17 protein-coding genes are annotated in these 18,330 nt (G+C 65.9%); 12 read left to right on the top strand and 5 right to left on the bottom strand.

Annotated features, from left to right (window positions below):
* Window positions 1-64: 64 nt before the first annotated feature.
* A complete protein-coding gene (locus tag R3A49_07945; GenBank protein ID MEZ5170662.1) occupies window positions 65-601 on the top strand; it encodes a signal peptidase II in 537 nt (178 codons plus the stop codon).
* A 10-nt stretch (window positions 602-611) separates the two neighbouring features.
* On the opposite strand, the gene R3A49_07940 is transcribed toward R3A49_07945, so the two are convergent.
* The 4 genes from R3A49_07940 to R3A49_07925 form a co-directional block, all read right to left on the bottom strand.
* On the bottom strand, window positions 612-1,133 hold the full coding sequence (locus R3A49_07940; GenBank protein MEZ5170661.1) for a class I SAM-dependent methyltransferase: 522 nt from the start codon (window positions 1,131-1,133) through the stop codon (window positions 612-614).
* 121 nt (window positions 1,134-1,254) lie between these two features.
* Window positions 1,255-1,938 (bottom strand): YHS domain-containing protein, encoded by a 684-nt coding sequence (locus R3A49_07935; GenBank protein ID MEZ5170660.1) that lies wholly within the window; start codon window positions 1,936-1,938, stop codon window positions 1,255-1,257.
* A complete protein-coding gene (locus tag R3A49_07930) occupies window positions 1,935-3,425 on the bottom strand; it encodes an ABC transporter permease (protein MEZ5170659.1) in 1,491 nt (496 codons plus the stop codon). Before R3A49_07930 ends, R3A49_07935 begins: the two co-directional genes overlap by 4 nt.
* Complete coding sequence (locus tag R3A49_07925; GenBank protein MEZ5170658.1) at window positions 3,422-4,129, bottom strand: ABC transporter ATP-binding protein; 708 nt, start codon at window positions 4,127-4,129, stop codon at window positions 3,422-3,424. Before R3A49_07925 ends, R3A49_07930 begins: the two co-directional genes overlap by 4 nt.
* Before the next feature lie 190 nt (window positions 4,130-4,319).
* Here R3A49_07925 and R3A49_07920 point away from each other — a divergent pair, with 190 nt between their 5' ends.
* Genes R3A49_07920 through R3A49_07910 form a run of 3 tightly spaced genes read left to right on the top strand, consistent with a single transcriptional unit; the run spans window position 4,320 to window position 7,887 of the window.
* Window positions 4,320-7,331 carry a heavy metal translocating P-type ATPase gene (locus tag R3A49_07920; GenBank protein MEZ5170657.1) on the top strand — a complete coding sequence of 1,004 codons (3,012 nt, stop codon included), beginning with the start codon at window positions 4,320-4,322 and terminating at the stop codon, window positions 7,329-7,331.
* A 5-nt stretch (window positions 7,332-7,336) separates the two neighbouring features.
* Entirely contained in the window at window positions 7,337-7,621 is a 285-nt protein-coding gene (locus R3A49_07915; GenBank protein ID MEZ5170656.1) for an SHOCT domain-containing protein, read from the top strand.
* Complete coding sequence (locus tag R3A49_07910; GenBank protein ID MEZ5170655.1) at window positions 7,618-7,887, top strand: metal-sensitive transcriptional regulator; 270 nt, start codon at window positions 7,618-7,620, stop codon at window positions 7,885-7,887. Before R3A49_07915 ends, R3A49_07910 begins: the two co-directional genes overlap by 4 nt.
* Before the next feature lie 33 nt (window positions 7,888-7,920).
* Here the strand turns inward: R3A49_07910 and R3A49_07905 are convergent, their stop codons facing one another.
* Complete coding sequence (locus tag R3A49_07905) at window positions 7,921-8,361, bottom strand: cupredoxin domain-containing protein (GenBank protein ID MEZ5170654.1); 441 nt, start codon at window positions 8,359-8,361, stop codon at window positions 7,921-7,923.
* 212 nt (window positions 8,362-8,573) lie between these two features.
* Here R3A49_07905 and R3A49_07900 point away from each other — a divergent pair, with 212 nt between their 5' ends.
* The 8 genes from R3A49_07900 (at window position 8,574) to R3A49_07865 (ending at window position 18,195) form a co-directional block, all read left to right on the top strand.
* The gene (locus R3A49_07900; GenBank protein ID MEZ5170653.1) at window positions 8,574-9,722 is read left to right on the top strand and encodes a peptidoglycan DD-metalloendopeptidase family protein; all 1,149 of its coding nucleotides are present in this window, start codon (window positions 8,574-8,576) and stop codon (window positions 9,720-9,722) included.
* A gap of 679 nt (window positions 9,723-10,401) precedes the next feature.
* Complete coding sequence (locus R3A49_07895) at window positions 10,402-10,899, top strand: hypothetical protein (protein MEZ5170652.1); 498 nt, start codon at window positions 10,402-10,404, stop codon at window positions 10,897-10,899.
* A 128-nt stretch (window positions 10,900-11,027) separates the two neighbouring features.
* Window positions 11,028-11,702: a hypothetical protein gene (locus R3A49_07890; GenBank protein MEZ5170651.1), complete on the top strand. Its 675-nt coding sequence runs from the start codon at window positions 11,028-11,030 to the stop codon at window positions 11,700-11,702.
* Between the two features lie 213 nt (window positions 11,703-11,915).
* On the top strand, window positions 11,916-12,425 hold the full coding sequence (locus tag R3A49_07885; protein ID MEZ5170650.1) for a sigma-70 family RNA polymerase sigma factor: 510 nt from the start codon (window positions 11,916-11,918) through the stop codon (window positions 12,423-12,425).
* A gap of 154 nt (window positions 12,426-12,579) precedes the next feature.
* Window positions 12,580-14,103 carry a hypothetical protein gene (locus R3A49_07880; GenBank protein MEZ5170649.1) on the top strand — a complete coding sequence of 508 codons (1,524 nt, stop codon included), beginning with the start codon at window positions 12,580-12,582 and terminating at the stop codon, window positions 14,101-14,103.
* A gap of 76 nt (window positions 14,104-14,179) precedes the next feature.
* Window positions 14,180-14,686 (top strand): sigma-70 family RNA polymerase sigma factor, encoded by a 507-nt coding sequence (locus tag R3A49_07875; protein ID MEZ5170648.1) that lies wholly within the window; start codon window positions 14,180-14,182, stop codon window positions 14,684-14,686.
* A gap of 1 nt (window position 14,687) precedes the next feature.
* The gene (locus tag R3A49_07870; protein ID MEZ5170647.1) at window positions 14,688-16,556 is read left to right on the top strand and encodes a hypothetical protein; all 1,869 of its coding nucleotides are present in this window, start codon (window positions 14,688-14,690) and stop codon (window positions 16,554-16,556) included.
* Between the two features lie 157 nt (window positions 16,557-16,713).
* The gene (locus R3A49_07865; protein MEZ5170646.1) at window positions 16,714-18,195 is read left to right on the top strand and encodes a hypothetical protein; all 1,482 of its coding nucleotides are present in this window, start codon (window positions 16,714-16,716) and stop codon (window positions 18,193-18,195) included.
* Window positions 18,196-18,330: the final 135 nt, after the last annotated feature.

Genomic DNA, 18,330 nt, shown 5'->3' with positions numbered 1-18,330 from the left:
TAACACCGAGACCAGTACCGAGGCGGTGTGTAACCACCGACATGATGTCGTAGCATCCGCGAGCATGCGGGACGACTCCGAGATCGCGGAACAGAGCGCCACGGAAACAGAGGCCCAGCCGTCCTTCGTGACGGCTCGCCGACCAGTTGTGTCGGCAACGACAGCGATAGGGGTCGCGATCGCGGCACTGGTGGTGGACCAGATCAGCAAGGCGATTGCCGTCGGCTGGCTGGCACACGGGCCGGTTGACCTTCCGGGGCCGATCTCGTTGCGGCTCGTGGCGAATCGTGGAATCCTGATGGGAATCCCCGCCCCGCTCTGGGTCGTCTTCGCTGCAACGGCCGTGCTCCTGATCGTGTCGGTCCGCGCGTTTCCGACAGCGACTCCCGCGCGTGCAGTCGGGCTGGGCCTCGCGATCGGGGGAGCGCTGGGAAATCTCGTCGACCGACTCGTCCAGCGAGGAGGCTTCCCCGATGCCGCGGTGGTGGACTGGATCACATGGTCGTCAGGACCGACCTTCAACCTCGCCGACGTCTTCCTGATCGTCGGCGTGATCCTCGCGTGGGGCAGCGCTGAGAACACCATGCGTGAGGTGAGCTGACCGACGGGCGTCACCCGTCCGTGCGAAGCCGGAACCGGGCGACGAGCCCTCCGAGCCCAGCGGCGACCTCGAGCGTCTCGACGGGAAGGCCGGCCACGGCAGCGCGCAGCGCGGAGAGCGGGAACAAGTGGTGAGCGGAACCGTCGAGCCTGTGGATGAGCCGCGCCGGCGGAGTGTCGAGTAAGTCGTAGCCGATGAAGTATCCACCTGGCCGGACAACCCGAACGACCTCTGCCAAGGCCTGTTCCCATTCGAGTACGTGGTGGAGCATGAGGAAGGAGAGCACGGCGTCGAAACGGTCGTCCGCGAAGTCGAGCGCCGTGGAATCGGCCAGACGTACGTCGGCCCGATCACCAAGTGGAGCGAGGCGCGTCGTTGCTGCGTCGACCATGGCTGGGTCCGCGTCGGTCGCGGTGAACCTCACGTCGGGGAAGCGCTCGACCGCGGCTGCCGCCATTGCACCGCTGCCGGATCCGATCTCCAAGACGTCGCCAACAAGAGGCTCAGCTCCTAGTACCCACGGCAAGATCATGCCTCGGGTGAATGCACGCCACGGTGCGCTTCGACAGAAGGTCCGCTCGATCTGTGACATCGCCGGCATCAGTCAGCTCCTCAGCGCCGAGGGTGATCGAGACGGGCGCACGCGCGACTCATCATTTAGCCGCGTAGCGTTTGGGATACTGAGCGAACGCGCTCGCGCATTCAAGCGAGCAGAACCACCAGTCCTTTTCCGCGTACCTGAGTCGACCCGCCGCCTCGTTCCGCTCAATCCGCATGCGACACACGGGGTCGACGAACCAGCAACACGGCGATTCCGCGACAGCAATGTCCCAGAGCTCCACCGCGTCGGCGAGGTTGTGGAACTCGAAGCAACCGAGTGCCACGGTGGGTAGCTCCAGCGCTCGTGCAGCATCGGCGACGTCGGAGGTCGCCAACGACTGTCCTCCTCGCGCCTGGTCGGTGACGCGTGCCGTGAGGTTGACACTACGGCCGAACCAGTCACCACCGCGTTCGACCGCGCTGCCGTGGTGCAGCCCCGCGCGCGGCGACGGGAAGCCAGGCTCCTGGTTACACGCGTCGATCAGGCGCGCGAGCGCTCCGAGAGCTGAGTCCGGCCCGGGGAACGCGAGCATGACCGCGTCGCCCATCGACTTCACGAGCTGATCGTCGGGCTGGAGCACTGATCTGCTCAGCGTCGTGAAACGCTCCGCGAGGTCGGCAGCCTCGACGTCGCCGTGGATCTCGGTGAGCGCGGTGAAGCCGGCGAGGTCCACGAAGGCGAACGTCCGCTCCTGCTTCGTCTCGGCGGCTTCGGGCTTCGCAGGAGGGAGCGTCATGTTCTTCGAGCGGCAGCGACACGATGGAACACAGCGACGGCGACTGCCGTGATCCCCGCCAGCCAGGCGACAGCAAGTCCGAGCGCGAACTCTGTATCGAACCCCGGTGTGAACGCTCCGTCCATGAGCACCTGCACTGCGCCGTACCCGGGCATGAACCGGGCCCAGTCGGGCGGCGCGGCGCTGAACATCGTGTTCTGAGCAAGTCCGACGTCGATGAAAGGGAGCAGGAAGATGACATAGAGGCCACCGACGCGTCCGAAGAGAATTCCGACGATGACGCCGATCATGCCGTAGGTGAGAGCAACGAGCACGGTGGCCGCGGCGAATGTGAGCCACACGTCGGGAGTGAAGTCGCGGGCGGTGATCAGCAAGGACACGACCGTCGCGAGGAGCGATGCGAAGGCGATGATGCCGAGTCGCGCTGCGAGTGCTTCGCGGGTCCGAAACCCGGCGAGGACGAGGCGGCGATCACCCTCGGCCGAGTCGAGTACAACGAACATGCCCGCAAGGCCGGCGAGGAACGCGACCGTGATCGGAACCATGATCGCCCCGTGGACTCTCGTCATCGAGATGATCTCGATCGCGCTGATTCCGCCTTCGGTGAGACTCACCGGTGTCGGATCGGCTGGGGTCACGGCGATTGCGGCGGTGATGAAGAAGATGGGGAGGCCGATGAGGAGGATCCAGAGGGCGACGTTGCGTCGGTACTCGCGGAATCCGTACCGCAGTCCAGCGACGAGCCGGGCCCAGGACCCGGACGTCGTGCGGATACGCGCCCGTGCCGGACGTGTGGTCGCCGAGAGGATCAACCACGCCAGGGTCAGTGCTCCGACCGTCCAGAGCAGCGACGCGCCGAGGTCGCCGATTGGGCCGGCATGCCCTGTGTGTGCGTTGATCATCACGAGTGTGGGGAAGTGCGTCGGGAGCAGACGCAGCACCGCGACGTCGGAGCCGCCCATGGTCGGACCGAGGAAGACATCGAACATCCACACGAAGATGATGACGAGCGAGCCGTTGACCTCGGAGCGCACCACCGCGCCGACAGCGACGCCGATCGACAGGTAGATCAGGGCGAACATCGCCGTGGCTACCACCGCGAGCGGCACGTCCGAGATACCCGCTCGGAGGGCGAGCGCCAGCAGCGACCCGACCACGGCGACCCCGGCGATCGCGACGGCGGAGAGCATCCGGGAGGTGACCACCGGGCCGGTCCCTGCGCCCGCCGCGGCGACACGTCGGTCTGCAGCGCGCGACCCGGTGACATGAAAGAAGCCGGCGACACCCGCGATGAAGGCGGCCGCCCATCCGGCTGTGGCCGCCTCGAGCGAGCCGCGATCACCCAGCCCCCCGAAGACCTCGGCGAAATCGACGATCGCGCCGGCCGAGAGTGTGACGAATACGAAAGGCACGACCGCGAGCAGCACGACATTGATCGGGCGTCGGCCGTACTCGACGAGGTAGCGATGGGTGAGCAGCGCGGTCACTGCTCGGCCGTCCGACCGTCGCGGAGGTGCACGATGCGGTCGAAGCGCTCTTCATCGGTCACGAAGTGGCTGATGATGAGCACGCTCCGTCCTGCCTCACGTCGTGTTCGAGTCAGCTCCCAGAAGCGCAGGTAGGTGTCCCAATCGAAGCCGGCATACGGCTCGTCGAGGAGGAGCAGCTCGGGGTCGGGGAGCAACGCGAGCCCGAGGTTGAGCTTGGCGCGCGTCCCTCCGGACAGCTCCTCGACGCGGGTCTCGGACCAATTGCCGAACCCGAGTGCGTCGTAGATGGGGTCGCGGGCCTCCGTGGCCTGGCTTCGATCGAGTCCGTAGGCGCGGCCGAACAACTCGAAGTGTTCATCGCAGGTCAGCCGTTCGTAGAGGACAGGTGTCTGCGGGCAGTAGCCCATGGTGCCGCGCATGCGAACTGTCCCCCCATCGCGAGCGAGGGCTCCCACGAGGATGCTCATGAGCGTGCTCTTGCCCGAGCCGTTTTCCCCCACGAGGCCGACGATCTCTCCCGGCCGGAGCGTCACGTCGGCGCCGCGCAGCACGCGTAGCGACCGGCGCCGGGGCCACCAGCCGGTCCGATACGACTTCACGATCCCCCGGGCCTCGAGGACGGCCACGAGGTCGTCGCCTCCCGTGCCGTCTCGTGCACTTCCGGGGTCGGGAATCTGGTGCCGGTCGGTTGTCGCCGTCATCATCCCACCCTTCGTCGGGGCGGAGCATACCACCCCTCCCAGGGGGGGTGTCAACCGGGCGAAATCGTAATGCGGGATATTGCCCTTATGTCGCAGGCTGAATAGCGACATCGATGAGCGCTAGACACCCCCTCCCCCGGGGTGTATCCTCAGGAGGTCGTTCGAGACACAGATCGAGGGGAGCACGGTCATGGATGTCGTCGATGCGGGCGTGATCGCCGGGTCGGTTGCTGCGATCCTGTTCCTGGCCTGGTTCTTCTTCGGCTCCAAGCGAGCCGGTAAGGCGACCTTGCAGGGCGGCGCCCAAGAAGTCGTCGTAACGGTGAAGGGCGGGTACTCGCCGGATCGGGTCATCGTGCGGGAGGGGGTGCCGCTGCGGCTCATTTTCGATCGACAGGAGTCCGGTGACTGCACGTCGCGGGTCCTGTTCCCGGATTTCGGCGTGAGCAAGGCACTCCCCGCGTTTGGGACCGCCACCGTCGAGTTCACTCCGGAGAAGGAAGGAGAGTTCGGCTTCGCCTGCGGAATGAACATGGTCCACGGCACGCTCGTCGTCGAGGCGGGCAACGGCTCCGGGACTACTGAAACCGCCTCCTCCGCCGAAGCGGGCGTCGAGCCCCGCGACGCCGAGGCGCACGTTCATGAGCACGAGGAGGCACGCACGATCGAAGTCGGCCCTGGCGTCGACCTGGATGGTGAGGCCCGGGTGGAGCTGGCACTCGAGTCCGTAGGCACCGGATGCCCGACCTGTGTGACGAACATCGAAGCTTGGCTCGAGGACGTGGCCGGTGTCGATCGGGTGGAGGCGAGTGTCGGCCAGGAGCGACTCGCGGTCGTCTACGACTCGGAACGACTCACCGTTGACGAGATCACTGATGCCGTCGCCGAGATCGGCTATCGGGTGCGCACGGTGGACGGAGGCGGGCGAGGCGCGACGCACGACAGTGCGGGGCGCGAAGGCGAAGAGGAGGATGCCGAGGCCGCCGCCCGTCAGGCGGAGATCGCCGACCTGAGCCGCCGGGTGATCGTTGGTGCGGTTCTGAGTGCTCCGGTGGCGGTCGGGGTGATGGCCCACGAGCTCTTCGACGTCACCTGGGTGCCGTCGCTGCTGCTGAACCACTGGTTCCAGCTCGCGCTCATCGCCCCGGTGATGTTCTATGCAGGTTGGCCCATCCATCACATCGGCTGGCTCACGCTGCGCCATCGCACAGCCGACATGAACACGCTCATCACGGTCGGCACGACAGCGGCATTCGGCTACAGCCTGCTCGTCACGCTTGCGCCGAGCCTTCTGCCCTCGGAGGTGCGCGACGTCTACTACGAAGCTGTCGGGGTCATCATCACGCTGATCCTGCTTGGTCGCCTCCTCGAGGTGCGGGCCAAGGCGGGGACCGGCGAGGCCATCCGCGAGCTCATCGGTCTCCAGGCCCGCACGGCGCGAGTGGTGCGAGACGACGGCGAGCGCGAGGTGCCCATCGAGGACGTCGTCGTTGGCGACGAAGTCGTCGTGCGCCCGGGAGAGAAGATTCCGGTCGACGGGGAGATCCTCCAGGGACGTTCGACGCTCGACGAGTCGATGGTCACGGGCGAGTCGATTCCGGTCACGAAGGAGGCCGGCGACACCGTCATCGGGGCGACCGTCAACCAGACGGGCGCCTTCCACATGCGGGCCACCAAGGTCGGGTCCGACACGATGCTTTCCCAGATCGTGCGCCTCGTCGAGGAGGCGCAGGCGTCGAGAGCGCCGATCCAGCGTCTTGCCGATCTGATCTCGAGCTACTTCGTTCCGGCCGTGATGTTCATCGCGCTCGGCACCTTCGCCGTCTGGTTCGTCGTTGGGCCAGAGCCTGCGATGACCTTCGCTCTGGTCAGCTCGGTCGCGGTGCTGATCATCGCCTGCCCATGCGCGCTCGGTCTCGCGACGCCCCTTTCGATCATGGTCGGCACGGGCAAGGGCGCCCAGCACGGCATCCTGATCCGCTCCGCCGAAGCGCTCGAGACGGCCCACGAGCTCGACACCGTCGTGCTCGACAAGACCGGCACTCTCACACGAGGCGAGCCCGCGCTCACCGACATCGAGACGGTCGACGGCGTCGATCCGAACGATCTGCTCCGCCTGGTCGCCTCGGCGGAACGCGCATCGGAGCACCCGCTCGGCGAAGCGATCGTGCGCGGCGCACAGAACGCCTCGCTGGAATTGGCCGAGCCCGTTGGATTCGACTCCGTGACCGGCAAGGGCATCCGGGCAACTGTGGACGGCCACGAGGTCCTCGTCGGGAGCCACCGCCTCCTCGAGGACGCCGGTGTCGGGCGGGCCGACCTGGAAGCGGTCGCCGACCGCCTCTCCGAAGCAGGCAAGACCCCGATGCTCGCGGCTGTCGATGGTCAACCGGCGGGAGTGATCGCGGTGGCCGACACGCTCAAGGACGACTCGGTGTCGGCCGTCGCGGCGCTCACGCGTCTCGAGGTCGAGGTCGTGATGATGACCGGAGACAACCGGCGAACCGCCGGAGCGATCGCCCGTCAGGCAGGCGTCGGCCGGGTGTTGGCCGAGGTCCTTCCGGAGCACAAGGCACGCGAGGTCAGCCGACTTCAGGAGGAAGGCAAGGTCGTCGGCATGGTCGGCGACGGCATCAACGACGCTCCCGCACTCGCGCAGGCCAACGTCGGTTTTGCCATCGGCACGGGAACGGACGTCGCGATCGAATCCTCCGATGTCACGCTCATCTCCGGGGCCGTCACGGGCGTGGTCACAGCCATCACGCTCAGCCGGGCCACGATGCGCAACATCCGCCAGAACCTGTTCCTGGCGTTCGTGTACAACGCTGTCGGGATCCCGATCGCCGCCGGCGTGCTGTACCCGTTCTTCGGGATCCGCCTGAGCCCGATCATCGCCGCGGCGGCGATGGCAGCGAGTTCCCTGTCGGTGGTGACGAACGCCAACCGTCTCCGACGATGGCACGCGGCGCCGCTTCCCGAGGTCGAGGCAGCCCCCGTGGAGCCCCGTGTCGAGACAGCTGCAGAAGACGAGGACGAGCCAACACCGATGGCCACCGATCCCGTGTGCGGGATGACCGTCGACCCCACAACCGCGATCCACGCGCACGACGACGGTAGCGACCGCTACTTCTGTTCGGAGGGGTGTCGCGACGCATTCGTCGCCGAGCCCGACAAGTTCATCGAGAACCTCGTAGGGAGCTGAGGATCATGCAATTGACGACGCTGCAACCGACGCTGGGGCTGGCAGAGATGCTCGCCGGCGGGTGGGGACACATGGACGGCTGGGGTGGAGGATGGATGTGGCTGTGGGGATCCCTGATGATGATCTTCTGGGTCGCCGTCATCGGTATCGCGGTCTGGCTCGTCATGCGAGGGCAGGACCGAGGCCCGCGCGAGAGGGGCGAGCGACCGCGCGAAATCCTCGCCGAGCGCTACGCACGTGGTGAACTGACCACCGACGAGTACCACGAACGCTTGGAGGCGTTGCGATGAGCAACCCCGAATCTCTTCAACGCCTGCGGAGCGCTCGCGGGCATCTCGACGGCGTGATCCGGATGCTCGAAGATGACCGCTACTGCATCGACGTGCTGCATCAACTCGGAGCCGTTCAGGCCGCTCTCGACCGAGCCGCGCAGGCCATTGTCGACGGGCACCTGAGAACCTGCGTCGCCGACGCCTACGCGGAAGGACGAATCGACGACGTCGCCGACGAGCTCATGGGTGCTGTCTTCGGCGCGCGTCGTCCATCCAGCCAATGAGTCGAGAAACTGAGCTTCTCGGGGGCGCGGCCCTCATGACGCTTCGGTGACGACGAGGGTTCCCTCCATGCCCTCATCGCGGTGTCCCGGCACGCTGCAGTAGAAGGTGTACTCGCCGGCTTCTGACGCCGTGAAGCCACCCGACGCCGTCTCGCCGGGTTCCGCAGAGACGTGGGCCTCGAACTCATCGATGATGAAATCGTGTTCCACGTCATCGGAGGTCAGTACGATCTCGATGTCTTCGCCCACGGTGGCCTCGATCGTCGGCGTCCCGTATTCGAACGACGTCGCGGAAACCTCGATGGTTCGCGCGCCAGGAGCCACCGCGCTGTTCTCCGCGTGGCCTCCGTCCCCCTCCGTGTGACCCTCGCCCTCTTCTTCCATGTGCTCGCCGGCGGTCGTCGTGGATGCGGAGTCGCCGTCGCCGCTCCCGCACGCCCCAAGGACGAGGAGACCCGCCGCGGTGACCGCCACGATTCCCACGATGCGTGACCTGGTCCTAGATCCCATCATCAGTGATCTCCTCCATCGGGGAAGGCTCTGTATGTGTTGGTGATCGACAGTCGACCTCTATCGAAATACGACGCAACGTAGTTGCAAGCGAAATATGACGTCATGTAGTTGCAAAGCACAAGAGCTCTTGTTACGGTTCCCGCAACTCGCCAGCCCCCCTCTACGGAGCTCACGTGTTCCCTTCTCGTCTCACGACGATTCTTCTCGTTGTAGCTCTCGCGCTTGCCATCGCTTTGCCAGTCGGCGCCGCGCCGCGCGACCAAATTTCGGTCGACGAGGCCAGCGCCGCCGCCGAGGCGGCCCGCGCCGAGCTGAATGCAGGAGCCGAACGCGTTGCCGACGCACAGGCGACCTACTACGAGCTCGAGAACGAAGTCGCAGACATGGAGAGCGAAGTCGAGGCCGCCGACGCGTACACCGAGGAGGTGCGCGCTGTAGCCCGTGATCGAGCAGTCGAGGCCTACACCGGCGGCAACGTCGACATCGCCGAGGTCCTCGAAAGCGACAGTGTTCTTGACGTCGCGCGCAAGACGCGACTACTCGAGCAGCTCAAGGGCGACGACGACGACAAGATCGAGCAGCTGGGAGCGCTCGAAGAGGATCTCAAGCGACGCCGAGCCGAGCTCGAGACGAAGCGCGAGGACCAAGCCGTGGCGCTCGAGGAGATGCAGTCTGAGATCGCTGATCTCGAGAAGGAGGCCGCCGCCGCCGAGGCGGTGCTCGCGGAGGCGCGCGAGCAAGCGCGAATCGAAGCCGAGCGCGCTGCTGCTGCCGAGGCCGCCCGTGCTGCGGAAGCCGCCGCTCGTGCCAGCCGAGACGCAGAGGCGGTCGCCTCCGATTCGCAAGCGGCCCCGGCGCCCGCTACTGCCCCGGCCCCCACGGCACCCGGTCCGCCGACCCCAGGCGGCAACCTCGGCGGTTCGCCCGGCGGTCCGGGCAACATCCTCTGCCCGTTCCCCGGCCACGGAGGGTTCTCTGATTCGTGGGGTGATCCCCGCTCGGGCGGCCGTTCGCATCAAGGCGTCGACATGGGCGGTCCTTACGGTGGCTCGCTCGTCGCCGTCGTCTCCGGAACTGTCTCGTTCGGTGACATGGGTGGCGGAGGACTGGGTGCGACTCTGAGCGGTAGCGACGGCAACATCTACCTGTACATGCACATGTCGGGCACCGCCAAGGGTGGTGCCGTGCAGGCAGGTGACGTGATCGGCTACAACGGCGCCACCGGCAATGGGACTCCCGGCTTTAACCACCTGCACTTTGAGGTGCACCCCGGCGGCGGCGGCGCCGTGAACCCCTACCCCTGGGTCGCACCCGTCTGTTGAGCTCTCGGCCTCGCCCACGTTCGAGGCCATAGCGCGATATCACGGCCAGAGGCTTCTGCCTGCAGGCGGTTGACCGGGTCGCCGTCACCCGCGCTCGTGTGGACTCGTTCGACTCACTGGCGCGGGCGACTCGACGGGGAAATCCACGCGTTCCGAGATCGGCGGAATCCGTTCCGAGCCCGCCCTACAACCCTTGCAGCGACGGTTCTCTACCGGCCCCACGAGGGCGGGGGTTGCAGAAAACGTGGTCGAATTCCTCTCGCCACGTTGATCGACACACAATCCTGGGGAGAATCTACCGGCCGATGGTCGTTCCGAGACTCACGCCCTGACAAGGAACAGACCCGAGCGCGAGTTCGACGGCGGGTGCCGGGCGCTTCTCTTAGACTGAGCAAGAGATTCTCGATAGTTCAGTGTCGATTCGGGAGAGCCTCATGATCCCGGTGATGACCGTTCTGGGACTGGCTATCGGGAGATTGTGGGCCACTGCGGTTGGCGGGGCGGTTTGGGCGGTGGTTCTTGTCCTGACGGTCGATTCCCCCGGGGGCTGGACCCCGTTGGCCTTGGTCGGTGCGGCCAGCCTCGCGGCGGTGAACGTCGCCGTTGGAGTTGGGGTTCACCGAGCATCTGCGGTAATCCTGTCGCGAGCTCTCAGAACACGATCCGTTTCTGAGGCGTCGTGAACTCAACGTTCACGCGTCGGGCGTGGGCCTGGTCGATCGCCGTCGGCGGGTGCGTCCTTGTTCTCGTTGGGGTGGCGTTGCTCGTCAGCTCGAACGCGCGTGGAGCACGCGGCGGCGACTCCGGTCTCGAGCCACCGACCAAGGGGCCGATTCCCGAGTCGGCGTGGACAGATGACGACGTCGACCTGAGTCAGGTCCCCGATTTCATCCCAGCGCTTGATCGGACCGGCGACATCGCGGGGTACATCGACAAGATGGACATCCTCGGACCGAGCGCGAGCCCGCCACCGGACCATGTCGTGACGGGTCTCCAGCCCGAGCCGCCGATTCCTGTCGTGGGGGACGACTTGGAGACGCCTGTTGGCTACCACTACTCAGGCTTCGGCTTCGTTCCGCTCGGAGCCGACGCCCCGACGTTCGACGAACGGACAAGCAACGTCACGGTCACGCAAGGTGGCGGCACCACCGAGATGCCTGGGGGGTCACCCGAGTGAAGAACGGCAGGAAGTTGGGCTCGCGGTTTCAGACGACGGCCGTGGTTGCTCTGGTCGTTGTGGGAGCAGCGTGCACCGGTGGGGGTGGTAGCAACCTGTCGGACTCCGAAATCGCGGAGGCGGGGGTCTTGACGATTGACGACTTCCCGGGCGGGTGGCGCCAGGAACAGATAGAAACCAGCGAGTTTCCGGGCGCCTTCACGCCGATGCCGGATGTGTCTTCCTGTACGGGCCTGAGTGGAGACGACGCTCCCGAGACATCAGCCGAGGCGGCTTCGACGCTGTACACCAGGCTCGATTCGGCGGCAGCCAACCAGGTCGCGGTCTTCGCATCGGACGAGCCAGCAGCCGATTTCGTGGATTCCTTCGACAGTGACGAAACGGCCGAATGCCTCACGGGCCTCCTCGAAGAGTTCGTGGGCAACCAATTCGCCGTTCCCGAAGACTTCCTCGGGGAGGACTTCGAGAGCCTGTTCCCCGAGGGTGAGATGGGTGAGATCCCGGAGGTCGATCCAGAGGAGCTGTTCCCCTCTCCCGAAGAGGTCGAAGCAACGGCTGGCCAGCTCTCGATCGAGTCGTTCGGCGATGAGACGGTCGCGTTCGAGGCCGTGGCGAGTTTCGGTGATTTCCTCGGTTTCGGGTTCGACTCCGGTGTTGACCTGTCGACAAGCCTGGATCTCGTTGTCGTGCGAGTCGGTCCGGCGGTCACGATCATCCAGGTCCTCTCGTCGATGGGACCCCCGGATCTGACGGCGGCACTCGCCGAGACGTCGAGTGAGCACCTGGACGAAGCCGTGTCCTGATCCTGGTCGGACGGATCGGAGTCTCCTTCGTCACACCCTGATTCCCCGGTGAGCTCGGACAATGGCGGTGTCTGCGTGCGTGACCTGCGTCGACGAGTAGCAGCAGCGGCGCGCATCGCTGGCAGGCGATCGACGATCCGCGGTCGGTCGGGTAGCGGTGCTCGAACTGACTCACAGGGACACTAGACCGAGTGAGGAGGCTGAGGCGTCTCTATGGGTGTGACCCCGGGGGAGCAGGACCCCGAAGCCTTCGTGTCGTCGATCCGGGAGCCGCTCGTGCGCTCTCTGACGTTGTTCACCGGAGATCCCTTCGTGGCTGAGGAGGTGGCGCACGATGCCCTCGTACGCGCGCTCGAACGCTGGGATGAGGTGAGTGGTTTCGACCGGCCGGACGCCTGGGTCTACCGGGTCGGTTTCAATCGAGCTCGCTCTCGGTTCCGGTCGCGCGCGGCCGAGCGACGCGCACTTCGTCGAGTCGATTCCGCCGACAGCGTCGAGCCAGAGGACCGCGAGCAGGCCATCGAGATTCGTCGAGCACTCCAGGTGCTTTCATCTCGACAACGTTCGGTTCTGATTCTGCGCTTCTATCTCGACTACTCCGTGGAGGACACGGCATCGGCACTGGGTCTGGCCGGCGGAACCGTCAAGGCACACACCCACCAGGCTCTCGAGAAGCTGCGGGCGCAGTCGAGTGTCCTCGAGGAGACGTGGATCGATGAGTGACCTGCGCTCGCTGCTCGTGAACGCCGCCGGCGATCGCGACATCACACTCGACTACGCGAGCCTCCGCGAGGACATCACCGAGCGGCACAAACGCCGACGTCGCCGTCGGCGAGCAGGCGTCGCCGCTGCCGTCGTTGCGGTCGTGGGGGCGGGCGTGCTCCTCGCCACGCGTCTCGGTCGCGGCGATGACCCGCCCGTCGAGCCCGCGACCCAAGAACCAGAAGTCTCCGAAGGTGGTGGTGACGCGACGGCCGGCCTCCAATTGCAGCCGAACGATGATGGCGTCTACTCCCTTCGCCTCACCGACGGGACACAGGTGTTCCTGCTCTTGGATCCGTCCGTCTCCGACGACGAGGGGATCACGGTGATCCCCGCGCTGCGCGGCGATCCCGGGTTCCCCGTCGATCGGTCTTTCACCCGCCTGTCGAGCGAGACAGCTGTCGACGCTGCCTGCAGTTCGTGCACTCCCACACCCCGAGAGACCCTCGAAGGCCCTGGCGGAACCACAGTGGTTGACTGGGAGGCCCCTGGTGTCGACGTTGACACCACGACTGTCGAAAAGGGTGGCTGGACACTCGTTCTCGAAGCGCCCGACGACGACGAGCGAATCGCCTACGGCCAGGCGGTCGATTGGTCGGTCGACACCGGCTGGATCGGGTTCTTCAACGGCGAGTCGGGGGAATTGGTGGTGCGCACGAAGCCACTCGACGCCGAACGCCCGCTACTCATCACGGTCGGGCCTTCGTGTGAGGGGGCCGTTCTCGGTCCGGATCCGAACTTCGGCGGCGTATACGCCTGCGAAGACGGCCTTCTGGTCGGCGTTCGCGACGAACGGGACCATTCCAACGAGAAGGCCGCCTCGCTGGTCCATGTCGGACGTCCGAGGCCAACGAGGCCCCCCGAAGACTTCCCGGCCGGCGTGAGGCCCACAGACTTGTCCGAACAGGACACCGTCGCTACCGGGACAGCCTCCGGAATCGGCTGGGAGCTACGCGCCGGCCGAACACCTATCCACGACGGCGACGAATGGATTGCCCACCACTGCGCCGACGTCACCTTCGAGAATCCGCCACAGCGTAGGGACCAATACCCGGCACGCTGCGGATTCGGCGTGCCGGACACGAACGCTGTCGCTGCCCATCTGACAGTGAGCGACCCGGCCGCCCTCGTCTGGGGTCCCGTCGACGCTCGAGCGACGGCGGTACGCGTCGTGTCATCCAGTGGCGACACGGCAACGGTGGAACCGACCGACGACGTGCTTGGCGTGAAGTACTTCGTCCATTCCATCGGCCTCGACGAGATCGTCGACCGAGTCATCGCCATGGATGGCGACACGGTGCTGGGGAAGTTCGTACTGGATCTCGGGCCCGGAAAGCCGCCATACAACTTCGATCCCAACCCGATCGAGATGCGCGAGCAGGCTCCGTTGTCGCTGGTATCGCCTTCGTCACTTCCATGCGTCGACGGCGCGGGCACGATCGTCGTGACCGGGCCTGAGGGCTACAGGACCCAGGACGAGATCGGTGGAGATCAAGACGGTCTCTGGGCGTACTTCTGGCGGGGAACGCAGTTCCCACACGCTGGGAGATACACAGCGACTGCGACCTGCACGACCGCCGCAGGCTCGACGATTGCCTACCCGCCGGTCGATCTCCTGGTCATCGATCCTTCGCCCTGACGTCGTTCGTCTACCTGCACCACAGGGACCGGAAGGAATCTGCAACCTTCGTGGCCGTGGGGGACTCTTTAGGTCAGTGAACGACGAGGAGTTCGAGGAGCTCTGGCGTTCGGAGCGGGCCGACATGGTGCGCGCCGTGTTTCTCCTGTCGTCGGACCTCGAGATGGCGAGCGACATCGTCGACGAGGTCTTCTCGAAGGTCCTAGCCCGCGATCGGCGCGGCGGCATCGACGATCTGCGCAGCTACCTGTGGCGGTGCGCGTTCAACGAAGCCAAGCGTCAGGTTCCCCGCCACCGTCGCGTCGAATCTTGCTCACCGTCAGCCCTGGAGCGTACGGGCGCACACGAAGATGTGGGCGCCGACGACCTGGCACGGGCTGTAGAAGTCCGAGAGGTCGTGTGGAGGGGACTCGACGATCTCGACGAGACGAGTCGACAGGTTCTGCTTCTCCGCTACTTCGCCGACTTCTCCAACCCCGATATCGCCAAGCAACTCGGCGTTCCGCTCGGAACGATCAAGTCGACCGTTCATCGCGGCCTCGCAGCGTTGCGCGCCGCACTCCCAACCGAGCTGAAGGAATGACATGAGCAACCAAGAGACAATGGAGAGCGCCGCTCGCGAGCACTTCGCACAGGCTCGCGAGGTCGTCGTTCCACTTGGTGACCCGGCCACGGTCTACCGGCGTGGCGTCATGCTCCGCCGCAAGCGTTTCCATCGGCGCGTCGGTGCCGTGGCAGCGGCTCTGATTGCTGTGGCGGCCGTGGGGTTCGTGGTGAGTGCACGTGTGTTGGGGACGCACGACCAGACCACCGTGCAGCCCGACGAACCTGTGGCATGGTCGGCGGGAACCGAGGCGTGGACCGAGGTGCCGACGGGTCCGTTCTGGCCTCGGACGTTCGCGTCGGTCGTCGCATCGGACGACGAGCTCCTCGTGTGGGGTGGAGAGGCGACGAGCGAGGCCGACAAGCGAAACGACGGCGCCGTGTTCAACCCGGATTCCGGCGAGTGGCGGGAGATGGCGCCATCGCCGCTCAGCCCCCGGTCGGAGCACGCGACCGTATGGGCGGGGGATCGCATGATCGTCTGCTGCGGCCAGGTCGAGGATGGTGAACCGGGAGCTGCCGCCTACTTCCCCGAGAGCGATGAGTGGGAGACGATCTCGACATCGCCACTGTCAGATGTCGAGTTCGCCGGCGCTGCCTGGACCGGCAAGGAGATGATCGTCGTCGGCGGAACACGTGGTGGCGGCACGATCCCGAACGAAGAAGCCGTCGCCTTCAACCCGGCCGCGGGCGAGTGGCGGCCGATCGCGAAGCCGCCGATGACGATTGGACGAGAGCCCGACGTCGTGTGGGCAGGCGACCGCCTGTTCGTGTTGATTCGGGACGAGTCGCTGGACAGGGTGGTCGGCGAGGTCGTCGATCGGATCATCAGCTACGACCCCTCCACAGATCAGTGGAGTTTCGAAGGAGGGATGCCGACGAAGCGTGGAAACCTCGTTTGGACGGGCTCGGATCTCATCGAGCTCGGCGGACGGACCGAGTCCCCCGAAGGCGAGTTCGTGGCGGCCAGGATTCCGTACGAGCCAGGAATCGACGGCGGAACGGGAGCTGTCTTCCCGGCGTTCCCCGCACCGATCCCGCCGCAAGAGCCCTTCGACGGCACATTCGGGAGTAGCAGCGCCGTCTGGACCGGAACCGAAGTGGTGGTCTTCACCGGAGCCATCGGTACGGGATCCGATCTGGATGTTCCGACGCCCGTCGTGAGCTTCGACCCTGACTCGGAGATCTGGAGGCAGCTTCCTGCCCTACCCGTGCAGGGCTACAACCCGCCCATGGTTGTGGTCGACGGCACCGTGTTCGTCGGAACGGATCCGATGATGGCGCTCGACATGATGGCGAGCGACGATTTCGCAGCTCCCGAAGCCGATCGTTCCACGGTTGTCGGCTCGCTCGAATGCTCAACGGAACAGGAACACACGCAGTCAGAGCGTTTGGTCTGCCCGAGCGACGCTGCTCAAGCCGAACAGGAACTCGGTTTCGACATCCGCGTTCCGCGCACACTTCCAACCGGTTGGAGTCTCGCCCATGGTGAGATCCGGCAGTACCCCGCGAATCGCACCGGGGCGGGGGAGGCCGCAAGCGCGGACTACAACCAAGCGTGGGCACCCAACGGGATCCTCGATCCTGTGCCTGGGGTCGTCTCTCCCTATCTGCAGGTGACGCAGATGCGCCTGAACGGATACGAAGTTCGCTGTGACGAACCCGTGATCCTCGACGACGGGAGCGAAGCGTGTGGGGAAGTGAGGCTGTCGACTCTGGGGAACCCCGGGGGTCCCACGTTCCTCGCAGGTGCCCTCGAGTGGGTGACGGGCGATGGTGTCTGGATCAGGATCAACTCAGCAGAGCTGACGGAGGAAGAGCTGTTCGATGCCGTGAACTCCATGGGGTAGGCCGGCGACAGTGATGTTCGGGTCCTGGGAACTGATGACCGGCTCGCACCGTCCAACGGGTGTGACGAGAGGTATCCGCGTCCGGGGTGCTGCGGCTGGCGTCGCAGCCGTCCTCGCACTCGCGGCGTGCGGCTCGACCGGAGATTCGGGCACGGAGGTGTCTCCTTCCGGTCCTGGAGCTGGGGAGTGGGCGTATCAGTTCCTCGAGGGCGACTACGGCGAGGACATCGTGTCGCCTATCGCCACCGACGGCGATCAGGTCGTCGTGGCCATGGTCACGGGTGATGGGGCGATCACCGGCTTCTCGACCGACGATCGGGGCGAGTTCCAGAAGGGCGAGCAGACCGAGACCGGGATCCGGTATCTGGACCTCGGCGGCATCGCGCCAATGGGTGACGGTTGGCTTGCTCTCGGCAGCGGCGGACGACCCGACGATGACGACGTTCGCCACGAGCTGAGCGCGTTCTATTCGGACGACGGTCGGACGTGGTCCGAGGTTGAAGCCGAGGGTCTGGAAGGTCCAGCCGACGTGATGGGTCTGGAGGCACATGACGGTGGTGTCGTGGCGGTGGGGACGCTGCGAACCGCCGACGATCCGTCCGATGGCGGCTTCCGTCCTGTGGCGTGGACAAGCGAGGACGGTCTCGAATGGCAGACCTTGCGACTGCCGACCGGTGACGGGACCGAGGGCACGGTGACAGGCGTCGCAGACACCGGAATGGAACTTCTGGCGGTAGGTGTCGTCGACCAGAGCGGAGCGATGTGGTCATCCACGGACGTCGGCGCGTCATGGGAGCTCGTTGAGCGCGAGGGAGTGCCGCGCACGTGGGCGTTGGACGGTATCGGCCGCCAGGGTGACGTTCTGGCGCTCAGTGGTAGCGCTCCGACCGGCGAGACGGGTGACGTGGAAACCGTCGAGGTTCTCCTGCGATCGACCGACGGCGGGAACAGTTGGACCGACTCGGCCGAGCCCCCACCCAGTAGTGGAGGCCTTGGGTACGGTCCTCCAGTGGTCAGCGGAGGCAACCGGTTCTTCACACTGAACGCTTCGCGAATCCAGCCGTGGTCCAGCTCTCAGGCTTGCTACGCGGACATCGACTTCTGTCGCCAGGACATGATCGTCGCGCTCTACGCGAGCGACGACGCCGACCGTTGGAACCGAATCGACACGTCGGGTATCGGTGACGGCAACGACGGTGAAGTCCACAACATCGTGGCCACCGACGACGGCGATGTGTTTGCAGTTCGGCGTGTTGTCGACGGACTCGGGGTCTGGACATGGCCGGGGGACGTGCCACTGCCAACGGAGGAAGAGCCCGCCGTTCCGGTCTCCGATATCGATCTTCTCGAAGAGGGTGACGTTCCCGAGTTGGGTCGACGCTACGCACTCCCGATGTACATCCACTGTGGGATGGACTGGCTCGGCGTCGGGGGCGAAGCCTGGCAACGCAACGACGACGGGCCGAGCGCCGAGACGGGGGCGGGAGACACGATCCCCGAGGGCTGGCCCGTCGCCAACCAGACGATCTACGGATTCGTGACGCTGGTGAGCGACGATCTCATCGAGTACTCGATCGGTGACGGCGAGGTCATCGCCACCTATGAACCCGCTACGGAAGGGCCTCCCGGCTGTGCGTGAGCGACGATTCTTGTGCGCGAAGGCGGCAAGAGGCCTGCTGGTCGCGCTGCTGGTTCTCGTAGTCGCGTGTGCCTCCGAGTCGGCGGTGTCCGAGCACGGGTCCGACGGCAGTGGACAGGCGGACACCTCCGTGCC

Source organism: Acidimicrobiia bacterium (assembly GCA_041394025.1).
Taxonomy (GTDB): Bacteria; Actinomycetota; Acidimicrobiia; order IMCC26256; family JAOSJL01; genus JAOSJL01.
The sequence above is the reverse complement of the archived record's forward strand: the minus strand, read 5'-3'. Positions and strand labels throughout refer to the sequence as shown.